Raw genomic sequence first — 14,787 nt, 5'->3', positions numbered from 1 at the left:
TTACGTGATGGTCAATTCACGCGCAGGCAAAAATCGAGATGTTTCCCACGCAATCACTTGGTCGTTCAGCGTTGGAGGCGCTGCTCCCGGTGACCGGCGGACGACGCGGCGTCGTACGGCTCGTGACCTGGTTCTTTGCGACGGCAATCCGTGCCATCGGTATGAAAACTCGAACGCGCACGCTACGGTGTTCGCCGCCGTCGAGCCGAGAAGACGTCCGAGTCGGCAAACCGTTTGCCGTCATCGTCGACCGCCGATGGAAGCGCCGGTCTCAGTTGGCGTGCAGCGCCTCGTTGAGCGTGATGCCGGTGCCGTCGCGCTTGACCACCTCGACCGCCCCGGACAGTGAATTGCGTCGGAACAGCAGGTTGTTCGAGCCGGACAGGTCGACGGCCTTGACGGTCTGGCCGTCGGCCGTGCTCACCTTGGTGCCGCCCGTGACGTAGAGGCCGGCTTCGACGACGCAGTCGTCGCCGAGCGAGATGCCCAGCCCGGAGTTGGCGCCCAGCAGGCAGCGCTTCCCGACCCGGATGACCTCCTTGCCGCCGCCGGACAACGTGCCCATGATCGACGCGCCGCCCCCGACGTCGGAGCCGTCGTCCACCACGACGCCCGCCGAGATGCGGCCCTCGACCATGGAGGTGCCGAGCGTGCCGGCATTGAAGTTCACGAAGCCCTCGTGCATCACCGTCGTGCCCTCGGCGAGGTGAGCGCCCAGGCGGACGCGGTCGGCGTCGGCGATCCGCACGCCCCGGGGCAGGACGTAGTCGACCATGCGCGGGAACTTGTCGACGCCGTACACGGCCACCGGTCCCCGGCGGCGCAGCCGGGCGCGGGTGGTCTCGAAGCCGTCCACGGCGCACGGGCCCGCGCTGGTCCACACGACGTTGGCCAGCAGGCCGAAGATGCCCGTGAGGTTGGCGCCGTGCGGGACGATGAGGCGGTGCGACAGCAGGTGCAGCCGCAAGTACGCGTCATAGGCGTCGACGGGCTCGTCGTCGAGCGACGCGATGGTGGTGCGCACCAGGACGACGTCGACGTCGCGGGCGTCGTCGCGGGCCTCGAGTTCGGCCAGTTCCGGGCCCACCTCGGCCGTGGACAGCCGAACCGTGCCGGCCTCGCCGTCACCGGACAGCTCGGGCTCGGGGAACCAGGTGTCGAGAACCGTTCCGTCGGCGGCGATGGTCGCGACGCCGACGCCTGATGCGCTAGTCACGTCGGTTGAGGCTACTGGACTAGCGTGAGCGGGTGTGGGCCTAGATCTGCGAGCCGATCCCGTCGCGCTGACCGCCGCGCTGGTGGACATCCCCAGCGAGTCCCGCCACGAGCAGCGCATCGCCGACGAGATCGAGGCCGCGCTGCGCGCCCAGGCGCCGCACTTCGAGGTGATTCGCAAAGGTGACGCGGTGCTCGCCAGGACGCACCTCGGCCGCCCCACCCGGGTCCTGCTCGCCGGGCACACCGACACGGTGCCCGCCGCCGACAACGTGCCCAGCCGGCGGGAGGGCGACGTGCTGTACGGCTGCGGCACCTCGGACATGAAGTCGGGCGATGCGGTCTTCCTGCACCTAGCCGCCACACTCGACGAGCCCGCGCACGACGTCACGCTGGTGATGTACGACTGCGAGGAGATCGAGTCGTCCGCGAACGGCCTCGGGCGCATCGAACGCGAACTGCCCGAATGGCTGCGTGCCGACGTGGCGATTCTCGGCGAGCCGTCCGGTGGCGTCATCGAGGCCGGCTGCCAGGGCACCATCCGCGTCGTCCTCCGCGCGACGGGCACCCGGGCGCACTCGGCGCGATCGTGGTTGGGCCACAATGCCATTCACGATCTGGGTGACGTCCTGGCCCGACTGTCGGCGTACGAGGCCCGGTCGGTCGACATCGACGGCTGCACCTACCGCGAGGGACTGTCCGCGGTCCGCATCGAGGGCGGCATCGCGGGCAACGTCATCCCGGACGCGGCGTCGGTGACGGTGAACTTCCGGTTCGCCCCGGACCGCAGCGTCGACGACGCCGTGGCGCACGTGGCGGGCGTGTTCGCCGGTCTCCCCGTCGACCTCGAACTGACCGACTCCGCACCCGGCGCGCTGCCCGGGCTCGGGGCACCGGCCGCCGCGGCGTTGGTCACCGCGGCGGGAGGACGGGTGCGCGCCAAGTACGGCTGGACCGACGTCGCGCGTTTCGCGGCGCTCGGCATTCCCGCGGTGAACTACGGCCCGGGTGACCCGAACCTGGCCCACCGCTCCGACGAACACGTGGAGGTCGGCCAGGTCACGGCCGCCACGGAGATGCTGCGCCGATATCTGCTTGCGTGACGCCGCTACCCTGGACGGGTACGTGTCATCGAGGTGAGGTGGGCCGCAACGGTGCTGGGAGAAGACGTCTCCGGGTGATCCGGAGTTTCGGCGTCCCCACCCATTCAGGGCCCCATCCTCGGGGTCCCGGCACGAAAGACCTCACGCATGTCTCCGTCCGCACGTCCGTCGTCGGCGTCCCTCGTCGCGTCGCACCTGTCCTTCTCCTGGCCCGACGACACTCCGGTGTTCACCGACCTCAGCGTCGCGGTGCCCGCCGGCCGTACCGGCCTCGTCGCCCCGAACGGGGCCGGCAAGAGCACGCTGCTGCGGTTGCTCGCCGGTGAACTGACGCCCGACTCTGGTTCCGTCGACGTGCTTGGCACGCTCGCCTACCTGCCGCAGACGCTGCCCTTCGAGGCCGACGCGACGGTCGCCGACGTGCTGGGCGTCGCGCCGGTCGTCGCCGCCCTCGATGCGCTGGCCGCCGGGGACGGCTCGGAAGAGGTGTTCGCCGCGATCGGCGACGAGTGGGACGTCGAGGAGCGTTGCCGCGCGCGGCTGGGCCGGCTCGGCCTCGGCCACGTCACGCTCGACCGCCGCCTCGGATCGCTGAGCGGCGGCGAGGTGATCAGCGTCGGGCTCGCGTCGCGACTGCTGGCGCGGCCCGACGTGCTGCTGCTCGACGAACCCACCAACAACCTCGACCGCGACGCCCGCGCCCGGCTGCACGACGCGCTCGACGAGTTCACCGGCACGCTCGTGGTGGTCAGCCACGACCGCGTGCTGCTCGACCGGATGGACCGCATCGCCGAGCTGCGCGACGGCGAGATCGCCTTCCACGGCGGCGATTACACGTCGTACGCCGCGGCCGTGGAGGCCGCTCGGGCGTCGGCGGCCGCCGACGTGCGCAACGCCGAGCAGCGGCTGCGCCGGGAGAAGCGCGAGAAGCAGGAGGCGCGCGAACGGGCGGCGCGACGCGCGGGGACGGCCGCCCGCACCGTCTCCGACGCCGGGCTGCCGAAGATCGTCGCGGGTGCGCGGAAGCGCAGCGCGCAGGAGGCTGCGGGGCGTGCCGACGACGTCCACGCCAAGCGGGTCGACGCCGCCCGTGCGCGACTCGACGACGCCGAACGCGCGGTCCGCGACGACGACGTCATCGCCCTCGACCTGCCCGACACCGAGGTCCCCGCCGGGCGCACGGTGCTCACCGCGCGCAACGTGGGCGTTCGGCTCGGCGACCGAGAGCTGTTCGCCGACAACGGGATCGACCTCGACGTCCGCGGACCCGAACGGATCGCGCTGACCGGCGCCAACGGAGCGGGCAAGTCGACGCTGCTCCGCGTGCTGAGCGGAACGCTGCGGCCCTCGCGCGGCACCGTCACCGGCGCCGGCGGCCGCATCGCGTACCTCTCGCAGCGGCTCGACGTCCTCGACGAGACGGCCACGGTGGCGCAGAGCCTCGCGACGGCCGCGCCGACCCTCGAGCGCAGCCGCCACCGGCACCTGCTGGCCCAGTTCCTGTTTCGCGGCGACCGCATCCACCTTCCCGTCGGCGCGCTGTCCGGCGGGGAACGGCTCCGGGCGACGCTGCTGTGCGTCCTGTACGCCGAGCCCGCGCCGCAGCTGCTGTTGCTCGACGAGCCGACCAACAACCTCGACCTGGTGAGCGTCGAGCAACTCGAGGCGGCGCTACACGCCTACCGGGGAGCGCTGATCGTCGTCAGCCACGACGACGCGTTCCTCGATGCCATCGGCATCGACCGTCGCCTGCGGTTGACGCAGGGGCGGCTCGACTCAGAGCGGTGACTGCTGCGGCCGGGTCTGCGCCGGCCGCTCGACCGGCGCGCGGCCGGGGCTCTCGCCGCCCGGCGCGGCACCCGCGGGAGGTGGGGACGTCGGCCGCTCGGTGCCGGCGGCCGCCTGCGCGCGCCCGGTCGCGCGTTCCTCGTCACGCGCCTCGCGCTCGCCGGAGCGCTCGTGCTCGCCTGCCCGCTCGGCCCGCTCGCCGCGATCCGTGAGGTCGGCGGCCCCGGCGGCCGATCCGCCAACCGCGCTGCCGAGCCCCCCGGTCGCGGTCTGCACGATCTGCGCCACGCCCTGCATCACCTGCTGCGGGAACTGCGACAGACCCTGGGCGAGCCCGGTCGCGGCCTGCCCCACGGACTGGGCCGCCTGGCCGACCTGCTGACCGATCTGGCCGACCATCTGCCCCATGACGTCCCCGCCGCCGGCGGACCCGCTGCTCCCGGCGCCGGATGCCCGGCCGCCCGCCGCCGCGCCAGAACCGGCGCCGCCAGAACCCGACGCGCCGCCGGAACCGGACGCGCCGCCGCTCTCGCCCTCGAGCGCCGCGGCGGCGGCCTTCAGCCGGTCGGCGCCGGCCATGTCGCCCTTGGCGTACATCTCCTGGGCCTTGGTGAGCAGATCGGCGATCGTCCGGCTGGATGTCTTCGTCGCGTCGAGCGTCCCGAGACGGCTCTGCGCCGCGGTGTCCAGCGCGGTGTTGACGCCGAAGGCGATCGTGCCGAAGGACCGCGCGACGTCGGCCGCCTGCGGTGCTCCCGCACCGCTCAGCGCGCCGAGGCCCTCCGACACCCGGGAGTGGACGTCCGACAGCGGGGACAGCCCGGTGTCCCCGAGGTAGAAGTCGGACATGCATTCCTCCCCGCCCACGATCTGGTGCGTCGATTCTATGGCCGCTCGCCAGGCCGGGACGACGGCAGTTCGGCCGCCCGCCGCCCGGCTGTTCCAGCCGTACTAGCCACGCACGTCGGAGGCCTGCCGCGCCGCGTCGGCCGCCACCCCCGCCATGCCGATGCCGGCGAATGCCTCCGCCGCGGCGGCCAACCCGGCGGCGTCGCGCGCCGTCAGCGACCCCGCGTAGTCCACCGCCAGCCGCGCCACCGGGCAGTCGACGTCGAGCCGGCGCAGGCCGTCGGCGGCTCGCACGTCGCCGAGGCGCACCGCGTCGAGCAGCGCCCGCACCGCCACCGCCGACTGCCCGCCCCGTTCGGCGGCGCGGGCGGCCTCCCGGGCTGCCGCGATCGCGCCGGGGACGTCACGGCGCGCGTGTAGCGTCCAGGCCCGGGCCAGCGCCAGCTCGGGCGCGAACAGCATCGACTTGAGACCGTGCCGCGCCTCGGCCCGGCTCAGCACCCGGCCGGCGTCGGCCACCCGGCCCTGCTGACCGAGGGTCTGCGCCAACAGCATCCACGCCAGCGGGCCCCAGGAGTACCCGGTCGGCGCGAGCGCGGCCGCCGCGACCTCGAGCAGCCGAGCCGCCGCGTCCAAGTCGCCGCGCCACAGCGCGACGTCGGCGACCAGGAGCTGCGCGACGGCGCGCGCCGGATGCCCGGTGCCGGGCGCGTCGAGCAGTCCCGCGGCCAGTGCATGCGCCCGGTCGATATGACCGCCGAGCACCAGCGTCGTCGTCTGGCCGAAGGCGCTGGTGAAGCGGAGCAGGCCCGGATGTCCCGCGTCGACCGCTCGGCGCGCGAGGTCGTCGACGTCGGAGGCGGCACCCATCCGCGCGCCGCACAGCGCGGCGGCGGCCGCGGCCCAACCGACGGCCTGGGCGTCGGCGTCGGCGTCCGCCAGCACCTGGCCGGCGAGTTCGCGCGCCCGCGCCGGGCTGCCGGCGTTCATCGCGAACGTTCCCAGCAGGGCGTCGACGGTCGCGACCGCCGGCCCCGGCGCGAGGCGTCCCCGGGTGGCGCGCAGGAACGCGGTGGCGCGCTCCGGTTCGTCGAGCATCCAGAACTGGTTGGCCGCCGTCGGCAGCGCCCACGCCACCAGGTCCTGCTGGCTCAGCGCGGCCGGGTCGACGGCGCCGAGCACCTCGTCGGCATCGCGGCCGCGGCCCTGCCAGGCGAGCGCCTGGGCGAGCACCAGCCGGGCGTCCAGGCTCCCGTCGGATCCGGCGGCATTCAGCGCCTCCCGGCTCAGGCGTTCGGCGGTCTCGAGGTCACCCCGGCCCAGCGCGTCCGTCGCCGCGGCGACTGCTTCGACCACGGCCGCAGTGTAGGGCCGGCCCGCGGCGCCCGGTACGTTTTTCCCGTGGCCGAACGCGAGGACGAAGACGACGCGACGCACGACGAGTTCGCGGTGTGCGTCTACTGCGCCTCAGGTCCGCGGCACCCCGAACTGCTCGCGCTGGCGACGAACGTCGGCGCCGGCCTCGCCGCGCGCGGCTGGACACTGGTGTCCGGCGGCGGCAACGTCTCGGCGATGGGCGCGGTCGCGGACGCGGCGCGGGCCGGGGGAGCGCGCACGGTCGGGGTGATCCCCAAGGCGCTGGTGCACCGCGAGGTGGCCGACGTGAACGCCGACGAACTCGTCGTCACCGACACGATGCGGCAACGCAAGCAGGTGATGGAGGACCGCGCCGACGCGTTCATCGTGTTGCCCGGCGGCATCGGCACGCTGGAGGAGTTCTTCGAAGCGTGGACGGCGGGCTACCTGGGTATGCACGACAAGCCGTTGGTGATGCTCGACCCGTTCGGTCACTACGACGGTCTGTTGGCCTGGTTGCGCGGGCTGGCCGACAGCGGTTACGTGGGTCCGGGCGCCTTGGACCGCCTCGTCGTCGTCACCGACGTCGATGCGGCCCTCGCCTCGTGCGCACCGGGTACGTGATGCCGCCCACCCGCGCAGATAGGGTGGACGGCCATGAGCGACCAGAACTCGGGAACGCGTAGCAACGTCGGGCTCCTCGACATCGCCCCTCGTCTGCCCGGCCTACTGCTGGACGCGCCCGCCATCGTGCGCGGCGCCGTCACGGGCTTCCTCGCCCGGCCCTCGGCCAAGACGTCGATCGGCAAGGTCTTCCAGGACCGCGCCGCCCGCTTCGGCGACAACGTCTTCATCCGGTTCGGCGACGAAGCCATCACCTACCGCGAGGCCAACGAGACGGTGAACCGCTACGCCGCGGTGCTCGCCGCCAAGGGCGTCGGGCACGGCGACGTCGTCGGCATCATGCTGCGCAACTCGCCGCACTCGGTGCTGTTGATGCTGGCCGCCGTCAAGTGCGGTGCGGTCGCCGGGATGCTCAACTACCACCAGCGCGGCAAGGTGCTCGAGCACAGCATCGGGCTGCTGAAGGCACGCGCCATCGTCGCCGACACCGACCTCGTCGAGCCGATCACCGAGTGCGGCGCCGAGACCGACGGCCTGATGACCATCGACGACGTGCAGCAGCTCGCCGCCACCGCGCCGACCACCAACCCGGCGGCGACCGCGGCCGTGCTGGCCAAGGACAAGGCCTTCTACATCTTCACCTCGGGCACCACCGGCATGCCCAAGGCCAGCGTCATGACGCACTACCGCTGGCTGCGCGCGCTGGCCGGTTTCGGCGGGCTCGGCATGCGGCTGACCAGTGACGACACCCTGTACTGCTGCCTGCCGCTGTACCACAACAACGCGCTGACGGTCGCCTGCTCGTCGGTGATCAATGCCGGCGCCACGCTGGCGCTGGGCAAGTCGTTCTCCGCGTCGAAGTTCTGGGACGACGTCATCGACTACGACGCCACGGCCTTCGTCTACATCGGCGAGATCTGCACCTACCTGCTCAACCAGCCGGAGAAGCCGACCGACCGCAAGCACCGCGTCCGCGTCATCTGCGGCAACGGCCTGCGCCCGGCGATCTGGGACGACTTCACGTCGCGCTTCGGCATCAAGCGGGTGTGCGAGTTCTACGCCGCCAGTGAGGGAAACACCGCCTTCCTCAACGTCTTCAACATCGACAAGACCACGGGGATCTGCCCGTCGCCCATCGCCTTCGTCGAGTACGACGGCGAGTCGGGTGAACCGCTGCGCGGCGACGACGGCCGGGTCCGCAAGGTGAAGACCGGCGAGCCGGGGCTGCTGCTGAGCAAGGTGAGCAACTTCCAGCCGTTCGACGGTTACACCGACAAGGACGCCACCGAGAAGAAGTTGGTGCGCAACGCCTTCAAGGACGGCGACGTCTGGTTCAACACCGGCGACCTGATGCGCTCGCAGGGGTTCGGCCACGCCGCGTTCACCGACCGCCTCGGCGACACGTTCCGCTGGAAGGGCGAGAACGTCGCCACCACCGAGGTCGAGGCCGCGGTGTCGCTCGACCCGCAGGTCGAGGAGGCCACGGTGTTCGGCGTCGAGGTGCCGGGCGCGGGCGGCCGCGCCGGCATGGTGGCGCTGCAGCTCAAGGAGGGCAAGGAGTTCGACGGCAAGGCGCTGGCCAAGGTCGCCTACGAGCACCTGCCGGGTTACGCCATCCCGCTGTTCGTCCGCGTCGTCACCGAACTCGCGCACACCTCGACCTTCAAGAGCCAGAAGGTCGACCTGCGCAAGGAGGGCTACGGCGGCGAGTCCGGGGAGGGTGACGAGGACGCCGGCACCATCGACGACCCGATCTACGTGCTCGCCGGCCGCGACGAGGGCTACGTGGAGTTTTACGACGACTACCCCCAGGAAGTCGTCGACGGCAAGCGCCCCGCCAACAAGTAGCCCGTCACCGCGTGATTTCGGCGCGCTTTCCGATCGCTGACGATGGGAAAGCGCGCCGAAATCGCTAGTGGCTAGCCTGGGAACGTGTACACCTCATCGGGGAGGTTCCTCGGCCGGCCCGTCGCCGGTGACCGGTCGATGATCATGGCGATCGTCAACCGCACGCCGGACTCCTTCTACGACCGCGGCGCCACCTTCGCCGACGGCGCCGCCATGGACGCGGTGCACCGGGTGATCGCCGAGGGCGCCGACGTGATCGACGTCGGCGGCGTGAAGGCCGGGCCGGGCAGCACCGTGGACGCCGACGAGGAGATCGCGCGGGTGGTGCCGTTCATCGAGTGGCTGCGCGGCGCCTACCCCGACCAACTGATCAGCGTCGACACCTGGCGCGCGGCCGTCGCCGACCGTGCGTGCGCGGCGGGCGCCGACATCGTCAACGACACCTGGGGCGGCGCGGACCCGGAGCTGGTCGACGTCGCCGCCCGGCACGGCGCCGGGCTGGTCTGCTCGCACACCGGCGGGGCGGTGCCGCGCACCCGGCCGTTCCGCGTGGAGTACGGCACCACCACGCGCGGCGTCGTCGACGACGTGGTCGCCGAAGTCACCACCGCCGCCGAACGGGCGGTCGCCGCGGGCGTCGCGAGGGACGCGATCCTCGTCGATCCGACCCACGATTTCGGCAAGAACACTCATCACGGTCTTACTTTGTTGCGGCACGTGGAAGACCTTGTAAAAACTGGATGGCCCGTCCTGATGGCACTGAGCAACAAGGACTTCGTCGGGGAGACTTTGGGCGTGGGTTTGACCGAACGGCTCGAGGGCACCTTGGCCGCAACCGCGCTCGCCGCCGCAGCCGGTGCCGCCATGTTCCGCGTGCACGAGGTCGGACCCACTCGACGCGTGCTCGACATGGTCGCGTCGATCCAGGGCGTGCGACCACCGGCGCGGACCGTAAGGGGACTGGCATGAGCATCACACCCGAACTGACCGACGCCGTGTCGGGGCACCGCTGGCTCACCGACCACAGCTGGCGTCGGCCGATGTGGACGGTCGCCGAACTCGAAGCCGCCAAGCGCGGGCGCACCGTCTCGGTGGTGCTGCCGGCGCTCAACGAGGAGGAGACGGTCGCCTCGGTCGTCGAGACGATCACCCCGCTGCTGGGTGGTCTGGTCGACGAGCTGATCGTGCTGGACTCCGGCTCGACCGACGACACCGAGATCCGCGCGGTGGCCGCCGGGGCGCGGGTGATCAGCCGCGAGGCGGCCCTGCCGGAGGTGGCGCCGCAGCCGGGCAAGGGCGAGGTGCTGTGGCGTTCGCTCGCCGCGACCACCGGTGACCTCGTCGCGTTCGTCGACTCCGACCTGATCGACCCGGACCCGATGTTCGTGCCGAAGCTCCTCGGCCCGCTGCTGACCACCGACGGCGTGCACCTGGTCAAGGGCTTCTACCGGCGGCCCCTGAAGGTGAGCGGCAGCGAGGACGCCAACGGCGGCGGACGCGTCACCGAGCTGGTGGCCCGCCCGCTGTTGGCCGCACTGCGCCCGGAGCTGACGTGCCTGCTGCAGCCGCTCGGCGGCGAGTACGCCGGCACGCGCGAGCTGCTGACCTCGGTGCCGTTCGCGCCGGGATACGGCGTCGAGATCGGCCTGCTGGTCGACACCTACGACCGGCTGGGGCTCGATGCCATCGCCCAGGTGAACCTCGGCGTCCGCACTCACCGCAACCGCCCGCTGACCGAACTCGCGGCCATGAGCCGGCAGGTGATCGCCACGCTGCTGACGCGCTGCGGCATCGATGACTCCGGCATGGGCCTCACCCAGTTCTTCGCCGACGGCGACGACTACACCGCGCGGACCACGTCGGTGTCGCTGGCCGACCGTCCGCCGATGAACACGCTGCGCCCGTAGCGCCGCCGGCCCCGGCCCCGGCACCGTCACTGGCACTGGCACAGTCACTGGTACCGTCGGCGACGGACCCGGGTTCAGCGCCGCGTCCGACCCCTGAGGCAGTATCGACGCCGTGACCCTGATCCTGCTGTACCTGGTCGTCCTGATCCTGGTGGCCGTCGTGCTGTTCGGCATCGGCACCGTGGTGTTCGGTCGCGGCGAGCGGCTGCCTCCGCTGCCGCGCGAGACCACGGCCACGGTGCTGCCGGCGTCCGGGGTGACCGGGGCCGACGTCGAGGCGGTCAGGTTCACCCAGGCGCTGCGGGGTTACAAGGCCAGTGAGGTCGACTGGGTGCTCGACCGGCTCGGCGCCGAACTAGACCAGCTACGCGGCGAACTGACGGCGGTGCGCGGGACCCACGGCATCGCCGACCCCGACGCAGCACCGCACGACTCAACACCGCACGACGCAGTACCGCACGACGCGGCACCGCACGACGCAGTACCGAACGACGCGGCACCGCACGACGCGCCACCGCACGACGACGCCGACGTTCCGGCCGACGGCGCTGCGGACCGGCGGTGACCGTGGCCGCCGGCGGCGACGGACGGGTCCGCTGCGGGTGGGCGGACTTCACCGGCCCTCGTTGGGACGCCGCCGATTCCGTCCTGTACCGGACCTATCACGACACCGAGTGGGGCCGGCCGCTGCACGACGCCCGCGACCTGTTCGAACGGATGTCGCTGGAGGCCTTCCAGAGTGGGCTGTCGTGGCTGACCATCCTGCGCAAGCGGGAGAACTTCCGGCGGGCCTTCGCCGACTTCGACGCCGCCCGGGTGGCGACGTTCACCGAGACCGACGTCGAGCGGCTGCTGGCCGACGCCGGCATCGTCCGCAACCGCGCGAAGATCGTGGCCACGATCGCCAATGCCGAGGCGGCCGTCGCGCTCGCCGAGGAGGGCACCGACCTCGGCGAGCTGCTGTGGTCCTTCGCGCCTCCCACCCGGCCGCGACCCGCCACGCTGGCCGACGTGCCCGCGGTGACACCCGAGTCGACGGCGATGGCACGGGAACTGAAACGGCGCGGGTTCCGGTTCGTCGGCCCGACGACGGCGTATGCGCTGATGCAGGCGACGGGCATGGTGGACGACCACGTCGCCGGCTGCTTCGTACCACCGCGCGGCTGACGCGCGCCCCGCGACGCTCCCGAACGGCGCTTACCCGGGTCTTTGCACACCGAACGGCCGGAATAGGGAACAATGTAGGAAGTTCAGATGCAGTTCAGTGCCGGGAGCTGTCGACGGGTGTAACGGCCCCGGCCCGGATCGGTCCGCTGCCGCGGGCCGGCACAGTGCGGAGGGAGCACTCGATGGCGGCGATGAAGCCCCGGACCGGCGACGGTCCACTGGAAGCAACCAAGGAGGGGCGGGGCATCGTGATGCGCGTACCACTGGAGGGTGGTGGGCGCCTGGTCGTCGAACTGACTCCGGACGAAGCCGCCGCTCTCGGCGACGAACTGAAGAACGTCACCAGCTAGCCACACCCGGGCTACACGCACGGCGTGACGGGCCGCGTTCAGCGCGAGCCGTCACGCCGTCCGTCATGTCGAGGTGACCGCGCGGTAGATCTCCAACGTCTGCTCGGCGATCGACGCCCAGGAGAACTCGTCGATGCACCGCTGCCGGCCGGTGCGCCCGTACCGGGCCGCGCGGTCGGGATCGGCGAGCAGGTCGTTGACCGCGTCGGCCAGTCCGGCCTCGAAGCCCGCCGCGTCGTCGGCGTCGTAGTGCACCAGCAGGCCGGTCTCGCCGTTGTCGACCACCTCCGGGATGCCGCCGACGTCGGACGCCACCACCGCCGTCCCGCAGGCCATGGCCTCCAGGTTCACGATGCCCAGCGGCTCGTACACCGACGGGCACACGAAGACCGTTGCCGCCGAGAGGATCTCGCGGATCTTCGCGGTCGGCAGCATCTCCTGCACCCAGAACACGCCGGACCGGCCGTCCTGCAGCCGCTCGACCGCGGTACGGACCTCCGCGGCGATCTCCGGGGTGTCCGGCGCGCCGGCGCACAGCACCAGCTGGGCGTCGGGGGCGAAGCGGTGCGCCGCGGCGACCAGGTGCGCCACGCCCTTCTGCCGCGTGATGCGACCGACGAACGCCACGATGGGCCGTGTCGGGTCGACGCCGAGTTCGGCCAGCACCGACTGCTCGGGATCGGGTGCCGCCGGATGCCACACCTCGGTGTCGATGCCGTTGCGCACGACGTGCACGCGGTCGGGATTCAGCGCCGGGTAGGTCCGCAGCACGTCGGCGCGCATGCCGGAGCTGACGGCGATCACGGCGTCGGCCGCCTCCACGGCGGTGCGCTCCACCCACGACGAGATCCGGTAGCCACCGCCGAGCTGTTCGGCCTTCCACGGCCGCAGCGGTTCCAGCGAGTGGGCCGTCAGCACGTGCGGCACGCCGTGCAGCAGCGCCGCCAGGTGCCCGGCCATCCCGGCATACCAGGTGTGCGAGTGCACCACCGTCGCGCCGGCGGCGGCGTCGACCATGACGAGGTCCGCCGACAGCGTGGACAGCGCGGCGTTGGCGCCGGTGAGCGCGGGATCGGGGCGGGCGACGTAGACGTCGGGCTCGCCGGGCCGGTCGGCGCCCATGCAGTGCACGTCCACTTCGCACAGCCGCCGGAGCTGGGCGACGAGTTCGGTGACGTGGACGCCGGCGCCGCCGTACACCTCGGGCGGATATTCTCTGGTCATCATCGCCACCCGCATGCCCTCGACGGTAGTGGTCGCCGCGGCGCCACACCATCCCGGGATCCGGTGTCGCCGGGCCCGACGCGCGCCCCGATCCCCGCGAATGGCTGGCCTCCGTTCGTGACGGCCGATAGGTTTGAGACATGAGGGAATTGCCACACGTGCTGGGCATCGTCTTGGCCGGCGGTGAGGGCAAACGGCTCTACCCGCTGACCGCCGACCGGGCCAAGCCCGCGGTTCCCTTCGGCGGGGGCTACCGGCTGATCGACTTCGTGCTGTCCAACCTGGTCAACGCCCGCTTCCTCCGCATCTGCGTTCTCACGCAATACAAGTCGCATTCGCTGGACCGGCACATCTCGCAGAACTGGCGACTTTCCGGGCTTGCCGGCGAGTACATCACCCCGGTGCCGGCGCAGCAGCGGCTCGGCCCGCGCTGGTACACCGGCTCGGCCGACGCGATCTACCAGTCGATGAACCTCATCTACGACGAGGACCCCGACTACATCGTGGTGTTCGGTGCCGACCACGTGTACCGGATGGATCCGGAGCAGATGCTGCAGTTCCACATCGAGAGCGGCGCAGGCGCCACCGTGGCCGGCATCCGCGTGCCGCGTGCGGAGGCGTCGGCGTTCGGCTGCATCGACTCCGACGAGTCCGGCCGCATCCGGCAGTTCGTGGAGAAGCCGGCCAACCCGCCGGGCACCCCCGACGACCCCGAGCAGACGTTCGTGTCGATGGGCAACTACATCTTCACCACCAAGGTGCTCATCGACGCGATCCGCGCGGACGCCGAGGACGACCACTCCGACCACGACATGGGCGGCGACATCATCCCGCGTCTCGTCACCGACGGGATGGCCGCGGTGTACGACTTCAAGGACAACGAGGTGCCCGGGTCCACCGAGCGCGACCACGGCTACTGGCGCGACGTCGGCACGCTCGACGCGTTCTACGACGCGCACATGGATCTGGTGTCGGTGCACCCGATCTTCAACCTGTACAACAAGCGCTGGCCGATCATGGGGGAGTCGGACAACCTGGCGCCCGCGAAGTTCGTCAACGGGGGATCGGCACAGGAGTCGGTCGTCGGCGCGGGCAGCATCATCTCCGCGGCGTCGGTGCGCAACTCGGTGCTGTCGTCCAACGTCGTCATCGACGATGGCGCGATCGTCGAGGGCAGCGTACTCATGCCCGGCGTGCGCATCGGTCGCGGCGCCGTCGTCCGGCACGCCATTCTCGACAAGAACGTCGTCGTCGGCCCCGGCGAGATGGTCGGCGTGGACCTCGACAAGGACCGCGAGCGCTTCTCGATCAGTGCCGGCGGCGTCGTCGCGGTCGGCAAGGGCGTCTGGGTCTGAC

12 protein-coding genes and 2 pseudogenes are annotated in these 14,787 nt (G+C 71.8%); 10 read left to right on the top strand and 4 right to left on the bottom strand.

All coding sequences use genetic code 11. From position 1 onward, the window contains the following. Positions 1-271 precede the first annotated feature (271 nt). Complete coding sequence (gene dapD, locus FZ046_RS25970; RefSeq protein WP_070354732.1) at positions 272-1,216, bottom strand: 2,3,4,5-tetrahydropyridine-2,6-dicarboxylate N-succinyltransferase; 945 nt, start codon at positions 1,214-1,216, stop codon at positions 272-274. Between the two features lie 34 nt (positions 1,217-1,250). Between dapD and dapE the strand changes: the two genes are divergently transcribed. Together dapE and FZ046_RS25960 are read left to right on the top strand one after the other, a co-directional pair. After that, positions 1,251-2,318 (top strand): succinyl-diaminopimelate desuccinylase, encoded by a 1,068-nt coding sequence (dapE, locus tag FZ046_RS25965; RefSeq protein WP_070354733.1) that lies wholly within the window; start codon positions 1,251-1,253, stop codon positions 2,316-2,318. A gap of 147 nt (positions 2,319-2,465) precedes the next feature. Then, positions 2,466-4,106, top strand: coding sequence for an ABC-F family ATP-binding cassette domain-containing protein (locus FZ046_RS25960; protein WP_070354734.1), 1,641 nt, complete (start codon positions 2,466-2,468; stop codon positions 4,104-4,106). Here FZ046_RS25960 and FZ046_RS25955 read toward each other — a convergent pair. Together FZ046_RS25955 and FZ046_RS25950 are read right to left on the bottom strand one after the other, a co-directional pair. Continuing rightward, complete coding sequence (locus tag FZ046_RS25955; RefSeq protein WP_070354735.1) at positions 4,095-4,955, bottom strand: type VII secretion target; 861 nt, start codon at positions 4,953-4,955, stop codon at positions 4,095-4,097. The two genes, FZ046_RS25960 and FZ046_RS25955, sit on opposite strands and share 12 nt — an antisense overlap. 102 nt (positions 4,956-5,057) lie before the next feature. Next, positions 5,058-6,305 (bottom strand): annotated as a pseudogene (locus FZ046_RS25950) (AAA family ATPase); the annotation flags it as partial. Between the two features lie 51 nt (positions 6,306-6,356). Here FZ046_RS25950 and FZ046_RS25945 point away from each other — a divergent pair. The 7 genes and pseudogenes from FZ046_RS25945 to FZ046_RS25915 all read left to right on the top strand — a co-directional run bounded on the left by FZ046_RS25945 (position 6,357) and on the right by FZ046_RS25915 (position 12,207). Then, positions 6,357-6,935, top strand: coding sequence for a cytokinin riboside 5'-monophosphate phosphoribohydrolase (locus tag FZ046_RS25945; protein WP_070354737.1), 579 nt, complete (start codon positions 6,357-6,359; stop codon positions 6,933-6,935). A gap of 33 nt (positions 6,936-6,968) precedes the next feature. Then, a complete protein-coding gene (fadD6, locus tag FZ046_RS25940; protein ID WP_070354738.1) occupies positions 6,969-8,783 on the top strand; it encodes a long-chain-acyl-CoA synthetase FadD6 in 1,815 nt (604 codons plus the stop codon). A 138-nt stretch (positions 8,784-8,921) separates the two neighbouring features. Beyond that, positions 8,922-9,752: a dihydropteroate synthase gene (folP, locus tag FZ046_RS25935; protein WP_070354754.1), complete on the top strand. Its 831-nt coding sequence runs from the start codon at positions 8,922-8,924 to the stop codon at positions 9,750-9,752. After that, positions 9,749-10,690 (top strand): glucosyl-3-phosphoglycerate synthase, encoded by a 942-nt coding sequence (locus FZ046_RS25930; protein WP_070354739.1) that lies wholly within the window; start codon positions 9,749-9,751, stop codon positions 10,688-10,690. The genes folP and FZ046_RS25930 overlap by 4 nt, the downstream gene beginning before the upstream one ends. A gap of 112 nt (positions 10,691-10,802) precedes the next feature. Further along, positions 10,803-11,102: pseudogene (locus tag FZ046_RS25925) on the top strand (DivIVA domain-containing protein); the annotation flags it as partial. A 149-nt stretch (positions 11,103-11,251) separates the two neighbouring features. Further along, entirely contained in the window at positions 11,252-11,857 is a 606-nt protein-coding gene (locus tag FZ046_RS25920) for a DNA-3-methyladenine glycosylase I (protein WP_070354740.1), read from the top strand. A gap of 182 nt (positions 11,858-12,039) precedes the next feature. Beyond that, positions 12,040-12,207 (top strand): DUF3117 domain-containing protein, encoded by a 168-nt coding sequence (locus tag FZ046_RS25915; protein WP_005059648.1) that lies wholly within the window; start codon positions 12,040-12,042, stop codon positions 12,205-12,207. 63 nt (positions 12,208-12,270) lie between these two features. Here the strand turns inward: FZ046_RS25915 and glgA are convergent, their stop codons facing one another. Beyond that, on the bottom strand, positions 12,271-13,446 hold the full coding sequence (glgA, locus tag FZ046_RS25910; RefSeq protein ID WP_070354741.1) for a glycogen synthase: 1,176 nt from the start codon (positions 13,444-13,446) through the stop codon (positions 12,271-12,273). Between the two features lie 125 nt (positions 13,447-13,571). Here glgA and glgC point away from each other — a divergent pair, with 125 nt between their 5' ends. Further along, positions 13,572-14,786 (top strand): glucose-1-phosphate adenylyltransferase, encoded by a 1,215-nt coding sequence (gene glgC / locus FZ046_RS25905; protein WP_070354742.1) that lies wholly within the window; start codon positions 13,572-13,574, stop codon positions 14,784-14,786. Position 14,787: the final 1 nt, after the last annotated feature.

The sequence above is a fragment of the Mycolicibacterium grossiae genome (genome assembly GCF_008329645.1).
Taxonomy (GTDB): domain Bacteria; phylum Actinomycetota; class Actinomycetes; order Mycobacteriales; family Mycobacteriaceae; genus Mycobacterium; species Mycobacterium grossiae.
Note: the sequence above shows the minus strand (reverse complement) of the source record. Positions and strands in the feature narration are given on the sequence as shown.

What these genes read in the sequence shown, in the direction of transcription:
- FZ046_RS25960 (WP_070354734.1), top strand. Translation starts at nt 2,466, where the DNA reads ATGTCTCCGTCCGCACGTCCGTCGTCGGCGTCCCTCGTCGCGTCGCAC.
- FZ046_RS25955 (WP_070354735.1), bottom strand. Translation starts at nt 4,955, where the DNA reads ATGTCCGACTTCTACCTCGGGGACACCGGGCTGTCCCCGCTGTCGGAC.
- fadD6 (WP_070354738.1), top strand. Translation starts at nt 6,969, where the DNA reads ATGAGCGACCAGAACTCGGGAACGCGTAGCAACGTCGGGCTCCTCGAC.
- folP (WP_070354754.1), top strand. Translation starts at nt 8,922, where the DNA reads ATGATCATGGCGATCGTCAACCGCACGCCGGACTCCTTCTACGACCGC.
- FZ046_RS25930 (WP_070354739.1), top strand. Translation starts at nt 9,749, where the DNA reads ATGAGCATCACACCCGAACTGACCGACGCCGTGTCGGGGCACCGCTGG.
- FZ046_RS25915 (WP_005059648.1), top strand. Translation starts at nt 12,040, where the DNA reads ATGGCGGCGATGAAGCCCCGGACCGGCGACGGTCCACTGGAAGCAACC.
- glgA (WP_070354741.1), bottom strand. Translation starts at nt 13,446, where the DNA reads ATGCGGGTGGCGATGATGACCAGAGAATATCCGCCCGAGGTGTACGGC.
- glgC (WP_070354742.1), top strand. Translation starts at nt 13,572, where the DNA reads ATGAGGGAATTGCCACACGTGCTGGGCATCGTCTTGGCCGGCGGTGAG.